We start from the raw sequence: 15,421 nt of genomic DNA on the forward strand, positions 1-15,421 counted from the left end.
GTAAGTTGTAAATGAGTGAAGAATTCGATAGACAACGTAGTTTTGGTTGGCTGATTAATGTTGTGGCTAATGACGCCGCGAAAACATTTGATACGGAACTAAAAAAACATGGCCTGACGATTGCTCTGTGGCCAACGTTGATGTGTTTATGGGAAGAAGAGGGCGTGACCCAACGCGAGATTGCGCAGAAATCTAAGGTGGAAAACTCAACCACAACTAGAACACTCGATAAACTTGAAAATCTCGGGCTGGTTGAAAGACAAGCGGATCCCAACAGCCGCCGTTCTTTTCGAATTTACCTGACGGATGAAGGGCGTGCGCTTAGAGAGCAACTCATCCCCATTCCTTTAGGGATTAATCAAAAAATCCTCAGTGCACTTGATCCAAAAGAGCGTGATGAGCTGATTCGTTTATTGCAAAAATTGGTTGCCCAAGTGTAACTTGCTAGAGGTTTTATGCAGATGGAGAATAGAATGACCAAGCCACTCAATGAATGTATTGTGCCTATGTACCCAACTATTCAAGCGCTAGACGTCAACGCGCTTGAGGCGGGAGAGCATAAATTCTGGTTTGCGGTGGCAACGGACGCGATTGGTCATCCGCAAACATTGCCTGTTAGAGTGTTTAAAGGGGTTAAGCCCGGAAAACGCATTGTGATAACGGCGGGTGTACATGGCGATGAGCAAAATGGTATTTTAACCGCGCAAAAGCTTGCCCGAGAGCTAGAGCGCAAAGCGATTTCCGGCTGCGTTACTATCGTTCCGGCGGTTAATTTATCAGGCATTGCTCGCCACAGTCGCGATTTTCACTCTGCTGCGCCAGACAGTTCATCTGCGAACCTTAATCGTATATTCCCAGGTAGCCCTAATGGCGATGATGCCAGTCGCTATGCCTATAGCTTATGGGAGAATCTGCTCAAGCCCAATGCTGATCTTGCGATTGATCTCCACTCTCAAACCAGCGGTAGTGCGTATCCACTTTATGCGTTTGCCGATTACCGAATTGACGATGCGATTCGGATGGCGAGGCTGATCAACCCTGATGTGATTCTCAATGACCCCGGTGACCCTGGAATTCTTGAAACGGTTTACAATCGCGCCGATATTCCTTCCATTACTATTGAAGTCGGTGTGGGCCGTTATACCGATTTAGAGATGGTTGATAGAGCAACGCTGGGTGTTTTGAATGTACTGCGCTCTTACGAGATGCTTGCTGGAGAGGTACAGACGACACAAGAGCAATGCGTTGAGGGAAATACCATCACCAGTGTGAGGGCAGAGCAAGGTGGCTTTGTGATTTGTCATGTTGAGTTGTTGGAAAATGTCGAACAGGGGCAAAAACTTGCTACGCAATACAATAGCTTTGGTGATGAGATCCAAACCTACTACTCACCTACAAGCGGAACCGTGATCAGCCATAACGTGGAATCGGTTCGTGCACCGGGTTCGCTAGTGGTTCGATTGATAAAGTAACCCCGACAACTATGGTGTGTCAGGGTTGATCTGCTCTTCGTGTTCTTGTATAGATTGCTCAACTAGCTGAGTAATCTCTTCTACTTGCTCGGGAGCGGATTCCGCAATCGTACTAATAAACTCTTCGACCGATTCATTAATATCACTTTCCTCTCGGTCCGCCAGCCTTAGATTTTGGTTGGTTTCAACCATATTGGCGACCAATTCCTGACTGAATTCGGCCAACTTCTCTGGAGATTGTTCTGCGAGTGTTTCAACCAAGTTGTTTGGTTGTTCTTCCATGGCATCACTGATGGCTACCAAGATCTGCATGGTATTCTCAGGTTCTTTTTCAATCAGCCATTCAACAATCTCATCGACCTGTTCATGCTCTGACTCTGCGAGCTTTTTCGCGATCTCAATCGACAAGTCTGGGTTGGTCAGGGTAAGAGAGCGAAACAGCACCACTGTATCTATGTTATCTAGTTGGGCGGCTTTCTCTGCTAAAGAAGCGGCCCACTCTGGGTTTTTGTTTGATAGTCCACGTATCAATGCAATTGCCTTGCTTGGGTGGTCCTTGGCTAACGACTCTACCTGTTCCCAAGCTTCATCAACATAGAGTGAATAGTCTTGGTACTCAGTACGTGGATCAAGCTCTTCATGGATTGACGCTGGAGTATGCATAACGAAGCTTTCTTGCTCTTCCACAGGGAGTGCTTGTCTGACCGACATTCGGTAGATGGTAAAGACAATCAAGCCAAGATCGACAAATATTAAAAAGCCAAATAGAGCACTACCATTAAAGCGCTCCATGATAAGTGCCGCTGTATAAGGGCCAATGACTGAGCCGATCGCATAGATACACAGTAGGCCTGACAAGACGGGAACTAACTGAGCTTTGAGCGCTCTATCAAAGGTTTCTGAAATACTGAGTGGATATAAACAGGCGATTAATCCCATAGTCAGTGCAACCAAGATGAGCGGTGCTAATTGCCATTGATACTGCATTGAAACGGGTAACGCGAAACTGACGATAGCAAGAACAAAGCACCCAGATAAGATAACTTTACGCCGTTCGAACTTATCGGATAAATAGCCCATTGGCAGTTGGAGAAGGATACCGCCCGCTGTCGCTGCACCCATGAAAACAGACAACTGGAAGCCAGTAATTCCTTGACCATCAGCATAGACAGGTAGCATGTTCGCGATGGTTGAATAGAGAATGCCACACACAAAACAGGTCATAAAACCCAGTGGTGACAAAGTATAGATTTCTCTGAGCGGAATCGATTCGGTCTGCTCTATTTGTGGCTCAAAGTGAGAAACGAACACAACAGGTGAGACCGAAATACTAAAAAGCACCCCACATAGAATAAACAACGTGGTTTCACTCGGCGGCGCGAGAGCTAAGCCAAATTGACCCAAGGTTATCGCACTCAAGATCACCACCTGGTTGACGGCTAAGATCTTGCCACGATTAGACTCGGTCGACACGCTGTTGAACCATGTATCTAGTGTTGCGGTAGCACAAGCGATACAAAACCCCATCACAGCACGCATTATGGCCCAAAGCCAAATTTCCGAGCTAAGCCCCATGATTAAGATGGCACTAGCACCTAAACTGCCGCACATGGCAAAAGTTCTAACTAAGCCAATTTGGCGCAGTACTCGCTTACCAATAATCGCGCCAAGCAGAAATCCGACCGAGTACATCGAAAGTACAAAACCAATTGATTGCACTCCGACTTGCTCATCGGCTAGTTTCACAGGAAGGAGGATGCCACTTAAGCCATGACTGCTCATCAGCAAAAACGAGCTGATAAAAAGTAGGGTGAGTGGTCTTAGCGTCGCCGTTAAAGTCATAGCTTTGATTTAAAGGTAAAAAAGAGCCATTTACAAGAGCTTTGTAAATGGCTTGTAGCGTAAATGTGTTGTAAGTGTGCTATTCAAAAAGGAGAGAAACGTGAATGAAAAATTGCTCGATAGGTAGGGGAAGTTTACTTAGCTTCGCCAGCTATTTCCTAACAGTAGAGAAACCCCGACGGAAATACCCAATGCGATGAGAATATTGGGTAGGTTGAAGCCCCAAATTGCGACACAGACAGCAACGGTGACAATTGCCCAAAGTAGAGTTTCTAAAATCCAAGTACCCATTAATTGACTCCTAAAATTCACTATACGAGTAAGTTTAGGTGAATGGGGGTTAAGATTTGGTTATCACTCTGATTGTGAGTTACCTGATTGAAAACTCACACTGGCGATAAACTCTGTCTCTTGATGATATTCAAACTTCCATTCTTGGTGGCGACATAATCGCTCGATTAGAATGAGGCCGATACCAAATGAAACTTCAGAGCTACTTGATTCCGAGTCTTCCAATGAATTAGTGACTTGAACATCAGAGCCCGAGAGTTCGATATTTATTGCCCCTTGCTTAGTATGCTGTAAAGCGTTGCGGATAAGATTTGTTAGGACAATTTCAACCAAGATGCTTGGCAGTATTACTGGTGAATTGGAGGGGCATGCACTCACTTTGATTGCCACCTGTTTTCCATCTTGCAGGTATTGATGGTTGGCTAAGATAGTCTGTACCAATTGCTCTAAATCGACCTCTTTAATTTCGAGATCATCAAGTTGGTTTCTGCTCATCCAAAGTAGGGTGGTAATAAGGTTTTGCATCGTTACGACGGAGCGATTGATCCTAGCGACCGCACGTTGGCCGCCTTTGGTCATCGAATCTGAAAGGCGGGTTAACATCTCACCACTGGCAGAAATAATGGATACGGGGGTTCTTAACTCGTGGCTAGCGGCGCGGAGAAAGAACTCCTCCCTTTCAATTGCCTCTCGCTGTTGTTTAACGCTCTCTATAAGCTGCTTTGCCAAAAGATCGACCTCGGTATAGCGAAACGTCTCTAGCTTGTTGGTCTCTTGTAAATTGAGAGTCTGTGACCATTGAGACAAGGTAATGATCGGCTTGGTGAGCCTATGAATCAGTAAACGAATCAGAAGAAAAACGAACAGCAGCAAAGCGCCGACGATCAAGAAAGCGGAGTTAAATTTGCTGACGGATTCCGGTGGACTCTGGCTAAGCAGCTCGGTATAGACAGCCTCGTCATATTGTGAGACGACGTACAAATAGCTGTTTTTCGCTTTGACATAGTGAAGAGCAGCGTAAAGGTACTCACCATAACCGCCACTGGCATTGGCGATATAGTCTTCGTAAATCACATCGTTTTCAAACGTCTCCCAATCGAACTGTTGCAGAAACTTTGCTGGGATTTGATTGAAGTCTGAGTAAACCTGCAGGGTGCTGCTTTGAGATTGAGGGACCTTGCCAGTAGCGAGAAACTCAGTCTCAGCCAGCTTCAGCTCATAGAGAAAGCCATATTTAGCCGATTCATTAAGACCAATCTGGTAACTTTGGCTGATCATCAACCCATAGATAGCGGTTAAACTGATCACCAAGCCAAACAAGTAAAGATAGATATCTCGCTTAATACTAACGCGCTTCACTTACTCTTCCTCTCTGATCGCAATGCCTACGCCGTGGAGGGTATGAATCAGCTTGTTTTCGAAGGGCGCATCTATCGCTTGTCTTAGCTTAAACAAATGCACTTTCAAGCTGTCAGCATTAGGTAGTTCATCCCCCCATACTTCTTCTTCTAGCTTGGATTTACTGACAACGTTGGGGCTATTTTGAATCAGACATACCAACATCTTCCAGCACACAGGAGGAAGCTTAATTGCTTGACCTGCACGACTCACTTGGTGCTGATCGAGGTCGACTTTGAGATCGCCAACTGAAAGTGAGGTCACTGCCCCTTTAGCTCTGCGTACCAGTGCGAGTACGCGAACCTTGAGTTCTTCCATGGCAAATGGCTTGACCAGATAATCATCAGAACCTGCGGCAAAGCCAGTCAACTTATCGTCTAAGGTATCTCGGGCGGTGAGCATCAAGATTGGCGTACTGACCCCTTTATCTCGCAAGGATTGGCAGACATCAATGCCATCCATTTTAGGCATGTTTAGGTCGGTAAGAATGATATCGTAGTTGTTACTTAACGCTAGGTTAAGCCCTGATAATCCGTTGTAGGCAAAGTCAAATTCGACTCCGTCTAGCTCCATGTAATCGCTGATTGCTTCGGCGAGATCTTTATCGTCTTCAATTAACAGGGCACTAATCGTCATTGAACCTTTACTTCCTTTTTTGTTCTTGCTGCCAAGCCCAGATAGGCGGTTTAACCAGTAGTTTGAACTTGACGCTCCACTCCGGCGCATGCCATATCTGGCTGAAAAGCTTCATATATCCATTGAAGTATACTTTAAATGGATTGACGGAGTTAATCCGTGGGTAAACGCCATATTTTACTTCTTCCTCTTCGCGGGCAAAGGTACCAAACATGCGATCCCAAATGATCAATATTCCGGCATAATTCTTATCGAGGTACTGTTTATTGGTTGCATGGTGAACCCTGTGATGCGACGGCGTATTGAATATCGCTTCAATTGGACGAGGAAACTTTCGCACCGCTTCAGTATGAAGAAGGGTTTGAAACAACTGAACGAAGGTTTCACACATCAAAACAACAAACGGATTGAAGCCGAGTAAAATCAAAGGCAAATGGAAAAAGAACGGGAAAAACCAGTCCAAAGGTCCAAATCTGTATGCCACCGATATATTGAAGTAGGGCGAGCTATGGTGAACGGAGTGCGTTCCCCAAGCGATTCCATTGCTGTGTAAAAATCGGTGCTCCCAGTAGTAAGCTAAATCTGCAAGAATCAAACAGCCAAGAATTGTCCAACCTGTGATCGGCAGCTGAGTAAGGCTAAAGTTTTCGTAGGCAAAAACAAACGCGCCCACATAAGCTAGACCGACAACAAACAGTGTAATCAGTAGGAAAAATAGCGTGACAAAGTTAGTCGCACTATCTCCTATCATGTTCCAGCTAAGCTTCTTTTTAAACGCATAGCGGATAAGTTCGAATAAGAAGATAGCGACCGCAATAAGCAGAAAATTATCATCCACCCAGCTTTCGGTAAATATGATGGTGCTTTCCGAGAACACTTGAGACATAGACTCAAACATAGTTATCTCCTTTACCCTATTGCTTATAGTAGACGGACATTTGGCTCGCTTCAGGTAAGCCATGTTGGTTGAGGTAGTGAGTTTCCACCACCGCATAAGGCTTTTTAGCAAAGTCTATTTTCTGCCATGCCTCTGTCAGCTCAGCCTCATTGTGCTTTCCTTCCTTGAGCAGAAGTTTTGCATCGGCTATGTCTGGTAATTTGCTCAGGTCACTTGCGATTGCGCCCGCTGTGGTCGGGTAACCAATCGTCACCTCTGCTTCAGAGAAATCTGCATTAAATGCTTGATACAACACGACGATGTAATCGACCTTCTGAGGTAGAGGGTTAGCCTCATCGATTCTGGCGTAGAACTTATCCCATAAGTTTGGCACGCCTTGTAATGCGATGGTCTGAGTGACGCCGCGCAAGTAGTTGTTGGGCTTTTTATCGACAACGGGTGCTGCTGACGGTGTTGCGCTACTGGCATCCTCGGCAACGGCAGGCTGAGCTAAGACAAGCCCCCAGATTGAGCCAGTAATTAAGGCGGTGGTGGCGATGGATGCGAATAATTTCATGCTGACTCCATACCTAGGTTAAACACATACCTAAGTGTGATTTATTGATTATGGTAGGAGTGTAAGTGGGTAGGCGTTAACAAAAGGTTATCGATACTCAAATGATCAAAACAGCAATCTGGGACACTTTTTCTTGAGATGAATTGGCAATACTAACGCCAAATTCATTCACAGGAATAATGATGTCTGACTGTTTCCAAGTAACACTTAGATCCACCATTGGCTTAGAGCCCTTCAAAGTAGCGCTTACTTGGTTCATGGTGCTGGTGGAAAACGTAATGCTGATATTACTGCCACTCGCGATAGGCTACGCGATTGATGGTGTATTAAATCATGACATGCAACCCTTGATTCACTTCGCCCTGCTGCTGCTAGCCGTTGTGGTCGTCAGTGTATTGCGCCGTTTTTATGATACTCGCGTTTATGGTCAGATTCGTTTTAAGTTAGCCAGGTTGGTTGAGCGAAACTTAAAACACGCACCAGTATCAGTACGTAGTGCACGCTTAACCATGTCTCGTGAGCTGGTGGACTTCTTAGAAGATGATTTGCCGGCGTTAATGACGGCAGTGGTACAGCTTGTTGCTACCGTTGTTATCCTAGCTGCTTTCCACTTCTATCTTGCTCTGAGTGTCTTGGCCTCGGGTATCGGCATCTTGATTATCTACGCCCTGTTTCATGGCACTTTCACTCGCTTAAATGGTGCGCTAAACGATCAGCTAGAACAGCAAGTAACAGCGCTTAATAGCGGTAAGTTTGCCAACATTCGCGGGCATTTCAAACGGCTTAAAAACTGCGAAATTAAACTGTCAGATACCGAAGCCATCGCTTATGGATTGATTTTTATCGTCTTACTGAGCGCGGTTTTAGCCAACCTGTGGATGGTGAGCGCCTTGGTCGAACCTAGTGTAGGGCAGATCTTTTCGATCGTAACTTATTCACTTGAGTTCGTTGAAGTCGCCGTTGTGTTACCAGTGACACTACAGACATTATCGCGTTTGGCTGAAATCACTCAACGTCTCAATGTTTCATCAAAGGCTGAGGCCGAAACCCCTAACCAACAGGAGATTTCTTATGAAGGTTAAATCTATCTTAGCTGTCGCGTTAGGCGTAAGCGCAATTTTCGCTGCCTTGGTTATGGTTGACTACTTAGAGCCACAGCCGACTCCGATTAAAGAGAAGGCGGAGCTGAAAGCACCGGTTTCAATTGTTGAGGTGACGCCGCAAGCACATGAATCGTCTTTGACTTTACTTGCCACCACAGCAGCAAGGTGGCCGATTCAACTCAAAGCATCGAGCACCGCTCAACTCGCTTGGTTAGATTCTCAATTAGAGCCGGGGGTGACGGTGGCGAAAGGGGATATTCTCGCCAAGCTAGAGACCAGTGCGTTAGCGTCAAATTTGGCGCAAGCGAAAAGCCAAGTAACGCAAGCTGAGCTTAATCTCAAGCAGGCGAAACACGAACAGACAGTGGCTTTGAAAATGTTATCAGCTAAATCCAGCTCACCTTTTGCACGCAGAGAGCCGCAAGTGGCGGCAGCGAAAGCGGAGTTAGACAGAGCACAACAAGCGCTGCAGAGCGCCAACAAGCTGCTGAGTGAAGCCAATATAGTGGCGCCATTTGACGCGATTATATTACGACGCATGATTAGCCCGGGCGAGTGGTTAGAGTCAGGACAAGTGCTGTTTGAGTTAGCGGCGAGCGATTCAGTTGATGTGGCACTGCCCGTCTCAGATCTCCACTGGCAGAAAGTACAAGGTGCGCTGAGCAAACCAGAAATATCGGTATCAAACAGAGCAGGGCAGCATTGGCCTGCTAAGGTTCGCTATGTTGCCCCTCAGGCCGATGCCAACACTCGTCAACGTCAGGTTGTGTTAGCAGTAAGCGAGCCTTATGCAGAAAAGGAAAAATTGCTTCCTAATCAGCAAGTTAAAGTTGAGGTGAGTTTAGGTAATCAGCAGAACATTGCGACCTTGCCGCTTAGCGCCTTAACACGTGATGGCTTTGTTTGGACTTTAGATAACCAAGATAGATTACAGAAAGAGTGGGTAACGCTGGTTGGTCAACAGCAAGACCAAGTGTTCGTTCGTTTTAACAAGCAGAGTGAACAGTCTCGTCGAGTGGTGGTTTATCCTTTGATTTCGATGTTGGTTGGTAAGCAAATGGCACCTCACAGCATGACTGAAATGACGGCCAAATTGAGGAGTGAATAATGAGCTGGTTAACCAAGTGGTTTATTAACAACTCTGTCGGCGCTAACTTGCTGATGCTAGCCATCATCGCAAGTGGCGTGATGGCATTTGGACAGTTGCGGGTTGAGTCATTTCCGCAGATTGCTCCATCTTCTATATCTATTACAGTGGCTTACCCCGGAGGAAGCGCTAAGCAAATAGACGAAAGCATCACCCAGCGTATCGAAGAGTCCATCAGCGGTATTGCGGGAATCAAGCAGATCACCAGTCAATCTAGCGCGGGTCAGTCGAGTGTTGTGGTGCGCAAAACCAGTAGCACGGATTTGAACAAACTCTTGGATGACGTACGCAATCGCGTCAATGCCATCAATGGCTTCCCTGCTCAAGCAGAAAGACCACAAGTGGTGCGCAATGAGTTTACCAATTTAGCGGCTTTCGTCGTGGTGTCGGGTGACCGCAGTGATGAGCAGCTTCAGCCAATTGCGCGTCAAGTCGAGCAAGCATTAAAGAGCAATCCACGGATCTCAAAAGTTAGTAACTGGGGCTCACGTGCTCCTCAGCTGATTATTGAGCCTCGTCCTGATGAGTTAAAAAAGCTCGGCATGACCTTAGACGATCTTGCTAACACGATTAACCAAATGTCACTGGAGTCACGAACTGGCGAGTTAGTCAGTGATAAAGGAAGAATGGTGATTCGTGGTGACGGTTACGCCGATGACTTACAGAAACTTAAGCAACTGGTGGTGGTGTCTAGGCCATCAGGTACGGTTTATTTAGGTGATATAGCCACACTTACTAGAGATTACGAATCAAGCGGTGCAATCGTAAGAAACAATGGTTCTAATGCCATTGCTTTGTTGGTCAGCACTAGCCAAACCGATAATCTACTTAAAGTGAGCTCAGCGATTGAAGAGACGTTAGCTGAGCAACAGCGAATTCTACCTAACGATATCGAGCTCAATGTTATGGCTGATATGGCGCCTTATATCGAGGAGCAGCTATTTCGACTCGGGGATAATGCATGGCAAGGTCTATTGATTGTCGTTGTTTTACTGGGAATCTTTTTAGAGCTTAAACTGGCTTTTTGGGTCGCGGTAGGGATTCCAGTTGCACTAGCAGGTACGTTAGGTGCAATGCAAATAGCCAATTACAGCATCAACGATATCACGCTATTTGGCTTCATCTTAGTGCTGGGTATTTTGGTCGATGATGCCGTTGTTGTCGGTGAAGCCATTCATGAAAAGCGCTCTCAATATAAGAGTGGTAAAGAAGCGGCGTGGCACGGTGTCCACTCTGTGTCTGTGGCGACTGCCTTTGGCGTCTTGACCACCATAGCCGCGTTCTCTCCTATGCTGTGGATCAATAATGACTTTGCCAAAATACTGGCTGGTTTTTCGGCAGTGGTGATTTTCGCCCTAATTTTCTCTTTGATTGAAAGTAAGTTCATTCTGCCATCGCATTTGGCGCAGCTTTCTACGCATAAGCGAGGAAAGGGGATAATTGCTAAGATTCAATCCACTGCACAAGGCGGGCTGACTTGGTTTAATCAACGTGTTTATAAACCTGCGCTAGAGGCAGTACTGGAGTACAAACTTGCTAGCTTGATGGGCTTTGTTGCCATGATCGTGTTGGCCTACGGAATGTGGTCGACTGGAACAATCCGCAGTGCGATTTTTCCTGAAATTCCAGGGCGTTACATTACCGCTAAAGTGGCGTTGGAAGATGGCGCTCCGCTACCTTTGCAAAAGCAAGCATTGGATAAGATTGAGCAGTCGATGCTCACTGTCGAGCAACAGCTTCAAGCCGATTACTCACTTAGCAAACCACCAGTCGTTAACCTGTTAGCATGGTCTGATGGATATGGCGAGATTGAGGTAACGGCAGAGTTAACGAGCGAGTCTCTTAGCATACTCCCTGGCAACCTATTGACTGACAGTTGGCGACAACAAGTCGGCGCGATTGAAGGGGCTTACTCTGTTGAGTTTAGTGCTGCAGAAGCGCCAGCTGGTGGCACGTTTATTTCTATATCATCCCGCGATAGAGAGTTAGCAAAACGCGTGGCGATTGAACTGGGTGATACCTTGTCAGTGCTACCGGGTGTTGCCGATGTCTTCGATGATGGTAAAGGGGGTCAGCCACAGGTTCGCTTGGTGCTTAATGAGTTTGGTCACCAGCTTGGCCTAACGCAGGACAAGTTGGCCAAACTGGCGGGTGAAGCATATGGCGAGCGTGAAATTCACCGTCTTTTAGAACAAGGCCAAGAAACGAAAGTATTGCTTAAATACCCAAGGGATGCGCGTAAGACCTTGGCGCAGTTAGAGCAATCACAGGTAATGTTAGCAGGCGGAAAAACCGTTCTGTTAGGCGATATCGCTGAGTTTCAGCATGAGCAGCAACCTCAAATCTTGTATCGTAGAAATCGAGAGCAGGTGGTGAATCTCTACTGGAAGCAAAATCGAGATATACAAGCTCCCGAGCAGACTATGACTCAACTGACACAGCGGATTGAACAACTTGAACTTCAATACCCCGGAGTGAAAATAAAAGCGGGGGGAGAGTTTGAGGAGATCAGTGAAGTCTCCGATGGATTTAAATCGGCAATGATTCTGACCATCTTGTTGATTTACATCTTGTTAGCGGTTCCTCTTAAGTCTTATTGGCAACCGTTTATCATTATGGCTGTGATTCCTTTTGGTTTTGCTGGGGCGATATTCGGTCACTACATTATGGGTTTACCTATCAGTCTGTTATCTATGTTCGGCATGATGGCGATGACAGGGATAGTGATTAACGATTCATTGGTTTTGATTACTCGTTTCAATCATGAATACCGTAATGGCATGCCTCTTAAACAAGCATTGGTGACGGCAGGTACGAGTCGCCTGAGAGCTATTTTCTTGACCACGATTACGACGGTTTGCGGCTTGCTGCCATTGTTGAGTGAGACGGCAGAACAAGCCCAATACCTTAAACCTGCCGCAGTATCATTGGTGTTTGGCGAGTTATTTGCTACAGCGGTTACTTTATTATTGATACCGATACTACTCGGACTGACTAGTCGTAAGCAGGCAAAACCGATGGAAGAACAACTGGTGATGGATGCGGTGTAATGAGTAAGGTATTTGATTTAAGCGAGCAAGCGGGCGATAGTGATTTTATTGATCTAAAAGGACCGAGTGCAATGGCAGAAAATGAAAAGCAGCCTTTCTTGTTGGTTCCCGAGATAGCCTTGCTGGAGCCGCTGCCTGAGCATCTGCGCAAGCGATTTTCACACGCCTTGTATTTAATGCATAAAGAACTTGATGAGCACAGAACTTGGGAGCAAATCGCGACGGCCAGTGCGATTTCTCCCTATCACTTTCACCGCCAATTTACCGAGCTGTTTAACGAGACGCCCGGGCAATACTTAAGTCGCTTAAGGTTGCAGGTGTCGGTTAGCTTACTGATGAACAATGATCCTTGGAGCGTGACAGAGATTGCTCAATATTGTGGGTTTTCTTCTTCTCAAGCTCTGGGTAAAGCGCTTAAGCGAGAGCTCGGTGTGACGGCTAAACAAGTACGTAAAATGGGTTGTGAATTAACGCCGCGAGAATCTGCTGCATTTATCCGTCAACTCGGCCATCCGGGGAAAGATATCCCTTTAGAAAACGAATTGGCTCAGTCTATGCCGACAGAGCTGATCTGGTATCCGAAACGGGGGATGAAAAAGCTGTCCATGGTTGACCCAGACTGGGACAGCGTGATGGAAACCTATGGTGAGAAATCGGTTCGTTTGATGGGGGCAACCCCGGTTAACCAACTAGAGCAAAGCTGGGATCAAATCGATACCTATATTGGCGACTGGCAAGTTGAAGAACAAAAGTATGATTTTACTCTGCCGGAAGGTTACTACTTATGTAGTGATGTTTACCTCGTCTCTGACGCTGGTTACAGTGCCGCGCTTGAAGCTTTGTTCGATATTGCTCTGAAGAAGAATCTTGAGATTGATGAAGACGGCTTTTTTGTCGAAATGATACGTTATATAGAGCTGACAGAAGTGGGCGGTGTCACTTTCTCTTTTCAGATCCCCATCGTTAAGTGACCTTAGAGGCTAGCTCTAAGGTCAGATAGTGGTGAACTATTTATCGTTAAACCGGGCATGATAAGGGTCAAGCTCATAGCCTTGTCGATGGGCAAGTTCACGATAAAGTTCTGGTCTGCGCCCCCTTATCCAACGCCTACCTGTGCACATATCAAGCTCGTTGGGATCAAGGTCGGCAATGATCATCGCGTTGTCTATTGCGTCAGTTTCAACCAGAGTTTCACCGTAAGGGTTTAAGATCATCGCATTGCCTGTTCTTACTTCATCCATATCAACGCCAACACCATTGCTAAAGATTAGAAACAGCCCATTGTCGTGCGCTCGGGCAGGCAGCCAACGCATTAGCCAAGCGCGTCCTTTTCGTCCCTGCATTTCAGTTCGAATAGCTTCTGGGTCTTTATGTCGATTAAGCCAAAGCTGCGGGTCGATCCTTCCCATCGCGTTCGGACTACGTGAGTGGCAACCTCCTGTTTGATGCGGGGCAAGCAGTACGTCTGCGCCCTTGAGTGCTGTCATCCTTACGTTCTCAACTAAGTTGTTATCCCAACAGATCAATATGCCAACTCGCCAACCTTGCGGGGTTTCGACCACTGTGTATTGGTCGCCGCTACTCATGTGCGGGCTGACAAAGGTATGCAGTTTTCGGTGCTTGGTGATGTTGCCGTTTGGCATCGCTAGGATAAAGGTATTGTAGAGACAGCCTTGCTCATCAATTTCAATCAGCCCAACGCCAATGTTGATCCCCGTTTGCTTGGAAAGTGACAAAATCTGCTGGCTAGAATTGCCTGCCGGAATAGGTTCAGCCAGTTTAACGATTTGCTCTCTGCTCAGTTTAGAAACATGCCAGTAGCCTGAAATACACATTTCTGGGAAGCAGATAAGCTCAACCCCTTGCTTTTGAGCGCTTTTTACATAGCGCTCAATCACAGCAAGGTTGTACGCTTTATCCCCAGGGTGATGATTAAATTGAACGGATGCGACACGTAACTTTTCCACGGAGATTCCTTACTTGGTAAAAACTGGTTGCGAGTTTAAGAAAATTATTTCATTCCATATAATGAAACAAATTCTCTATTCAATAAGGGTTAGGAATGGAAGTTGAGTTAATTAAAGCGTTCTGTATTTTGGCTGAGAGCCAAAACTACCGGTTGGCATCGGAGAGACTGTTTCTCACGCAACCTGCCATTACCAAGAAAATTCAACGTTTAGAAAGCAAAGTGGGTGCTCCACTGTTTGAGCGTGGTCGCCATGGGGCGCGTTTGACCGCAGCAGGACAGTCGCTGTTACCCGAGGCTCAACGCCTACTGCGTCAATTTGAGCAGTTCGACACCCTGTCGCAGCGAGTATCATCTGGGTTGTACGGAAGTTTGAAAATCGGCTTTGGAGTTTCGACCTACCATGAGGCGCCTCGTTTTGTGGCCGCATTCAAGCAGCGCTATCCCGACGTCAATATTGTGCTGAACGACATTCCTTCCCAAACCCAACTAGACCAACTGCAAAGTGGTGAGCTAGATGTAAGCTTCAATCGCATTCCGAGCGATAGTCAGTTCAAAACCTTACCTCTGTTTGATGATCAATTGGTGGTCGCCATTCATCGAGATGAAGACATTGACGAGCAAGAGCTTTGGCATTCATTAGTTCGGCATAACTATTTAAAATTGGCGACCAATCGAGGCCCAGGGCTCAGCCGACAAATAGGGTGCTATCTCGCAGCCAATCAACTGGAGTTAACCATTGCCCAAGAAGCGGACGACATCTTAACACTACTCGCATTAGTCTCTGCTCGACTGGGGTTTACTATCGTTCCTCAAAGCGCTCAAGCGATAAGCAATCCATATGTGCGTTTTATTCCATTGAAGGGGGACTATGCCCAGTGGCCAATCGGTTTGGTGTGGTTACCGCATTCGCCCAATGCACTGCTAGATAATTTTGTTGAGTTAGTGACAGAGCTAAACTCGCGAGGAGGGACACCAGATACTCTCAGTAAGTCGTGAAGTATTCTCTAGTGTTATGTTTTGTTGTTTAGTTATTGTTATAGATGTTAAGTTTGATTTTTT

Annotated in this window: 14 protein-coding genes; 7 read left to right on the top strand and 7 right to left on the bottom strand. The window is 46.3% G+C overall.

Features of this window, described 5'->3' with window-relative positions:
- The first annotated feature begins 11 nt into the window (after window positions 1-11).
- Together AC5O63_RS05625 and AC5O63_RS05630 are read left to right on the top strand one after the other, a co-directional pair.
- Window positions 12-440: a MarR family winged helix-turn-helix transcriptional regulator gene (locus tag AC5O63_RS05625; RefSeq protein ID WP_494504224.1), complete on the top strand. Its 429-nt coding sequence runs from the start codon at window positions 12-14 to the stop codon at window positions 438-440.
- A gap of 33 nt (window positions 441-473) precedes the next feature.
- Window positions 474-1,472, top strand: a complete 999-nt coding sequence (locus AC5O63_RS05630) for a succinylglutamate desuccinylase/aspartoacylase family protein (protein WP_494504225.1) — start codon at window positions 474-476, stop codon at window positions 1,470-1,472.
- Window positions 1,473-1,481: 9 nt separating this feature from the next.
- Here the strand turns inward: AC5O63_RS05630 and AC5O63_RS05635 are convergent, their stop codons facing one another.
- The 6 genes from AC5O63_RS05635 to AC5O63_RS05660 all read right to left on the bottom strand — a co-directional run bounded on the left by AC5O63_RS05635 (window position 1,482) and on the right by AC5O63_RS05660 (window position 7,093).
- Window positions 1,482-3,314: an MFS transporter gene (locus AC5O63_RS05635; protein ID WP_494504226.1), complete on the bottom strand. Its 1,833-nt coding sequence runs from the start codon at window positions 3,312-3,314 to the stop codon at window positions 1,482-1,484.
- A 138-nt stretch (window positions 3,315-3,452) separates the two neighbouring features.
- The gene (locus AC5O63_RS05640) at window positions 3,453-3,605 is read right to left on the bottom strand and encodes a hypothetical protein (RefSeq protein ID WP_004743893.1); all 153 of its coding nucleotides are present in this window, start codon (window positions 3,603-3,605) and stop codon (window positions 3,453-3,455) included.
- Between the two features lie 63 nt (window positions 3,606-3,668).
- A complete protein-coding gene (locus tag AC5O63_RS05645; RefSeq protein ID WP_494504227.1) occupies window positions 3,669-4,964 on the bottom strand; it encodes a sensor histidine kinase in 1,296 nt (431 codons plus the stop codon).
- Window positions 4,965-5,639, bottom strand: a complete 675-nt coding sequence (locus AC5O63_RS05650) for a response regulator transcription factor (RefSeq protein WP_494504228.1) — start codon at window positions 5,637-5,639, stop codon at window positions 4,965-4,967.
- A 7-nt stretch (window positions 5,640-5,646) separates the two neighbouring features.
- Entirely contained in the window at window positions 5,647-6,537 is an 891-nt protein-coding gene (locus AC5O63_RS05655) for a sterol desaturase family protein (protein ID WP_494504229.1), read from the bottom strand.
- A gap of 16 nt (window positions 6,538-6,553) precedes the next feature.
- Entirely contained in the window at window positions 6,554-7,093 is a 540-nt protein-coding gene (locus AC5O63_RS05660) for a hypothetical protein (RefSeq protein WP_494504230.1), read from the bottom strand.
- 182 nt (window positions 7,094-7,275) lie between these two features.
- Between AC5O63_RS05660 and AC5O63_RS05665 the strand changes: the two genes are divergently transcribed.
- The 4 genes from AC5O63_RS05665 to AC5O63_RS05680 are packed head-to-tail and all read left to right on the top strand — an operon-like array spanning window position 7,276 to window position 13,364.
- Window positions 7,276-8,175: an ABC transporter six-transmembrane domain-containing protein gene (locus AC5O63_RS05665; protein ID WP_494504231.1), complete on the top strand. Its 900-nt coding sequence runs from the start codon at window positions 7,276-7,278 to the stop codon at window positions 8,173-8,175.
- Window positions 8,165-9,304 (top strand): efflux RND transporter periplasmic adaptor subunit, encoded by a 1,140-nt coding sequence (locus AC5O63_RS05670; RefSeq protein ID WP_494504232.1) that lies wholly within the window; start codon window positions 8,165-8,167, stop codon window positions 9,302-9,304. Before AC5O63_RS05665 ends, AC5O63_RS05670 begins: the two co-directional genes overlap by 11 nt.
- Complete coding sequence (locus AC5O63_RS05675; RefSeq protein WP_494504233.1) at window positions 9,304-12,393, top strand: efflux RND transporter permease subunit; 3,090 nt, start codon at window positions 9,304-9,306, stop codon at window positions 12,391-12,393. The genes AC5O63_RS05670 and AC5O63_RS05675 overlap by 1 nt, the downstream gene beginning before the upstream one ends.
- The gene (locus AC5O63_RS05680; protein WP_494504234.1) at window positions 12,393-13,364 is read left to right on the top strand and encodes a helix-turn-helix domain-containing protein; all 972 of its coding nucleotides are present in this window, start codon (window positions 12,393-12,395) and stop codon (window positions 13,362-13,364) included. The genes AC5O63_RS05675 and AC5O63_RS05680 overlap by 1 nt, the downstream gene beginning before the upstream one ends.
- 36 nt (window positions 13,365-13,400) lie before the next feature.
- Here AC5O63_RS05680 and AC5O63_RS05685 read toward each other — a convergent pair whose 3' ends face one another.
- A complete protein-coding gene (locus tag AC5O63_RS05685) occupies window positions 13,401-14,360 on the bottom strand; it encodes a nitrilase family protein (RefSeq protein WP_494504235.1) in 960 nt (319 codons plus the stop codon).
- Between the two features lie 95 nt (window positions 14,361-14,455).
- Between AC5O63_RS05685 and AC5O63_RS05690 the strand changes: the two genes are divergently transcribed.
- Window positions 14,456-15,358 carry a LysR family transcriptional regulator gene (locus AC5O63_RS05690; RefSeq protein ID WP_494504236.1) on the top strand — a complete coding sequence of 301 codons (903 nt, stop codon included), beginning with the start codon at window positions 14,456-14,458 and terminating at the stop codon, window positions 15,356-15,358.
- Window positions 15,359-15,421: the final 63 nt, after the last annotated feature.

It is taken from the genome of Vibrio sp. SCP2 (assembly GCF_059295395.1).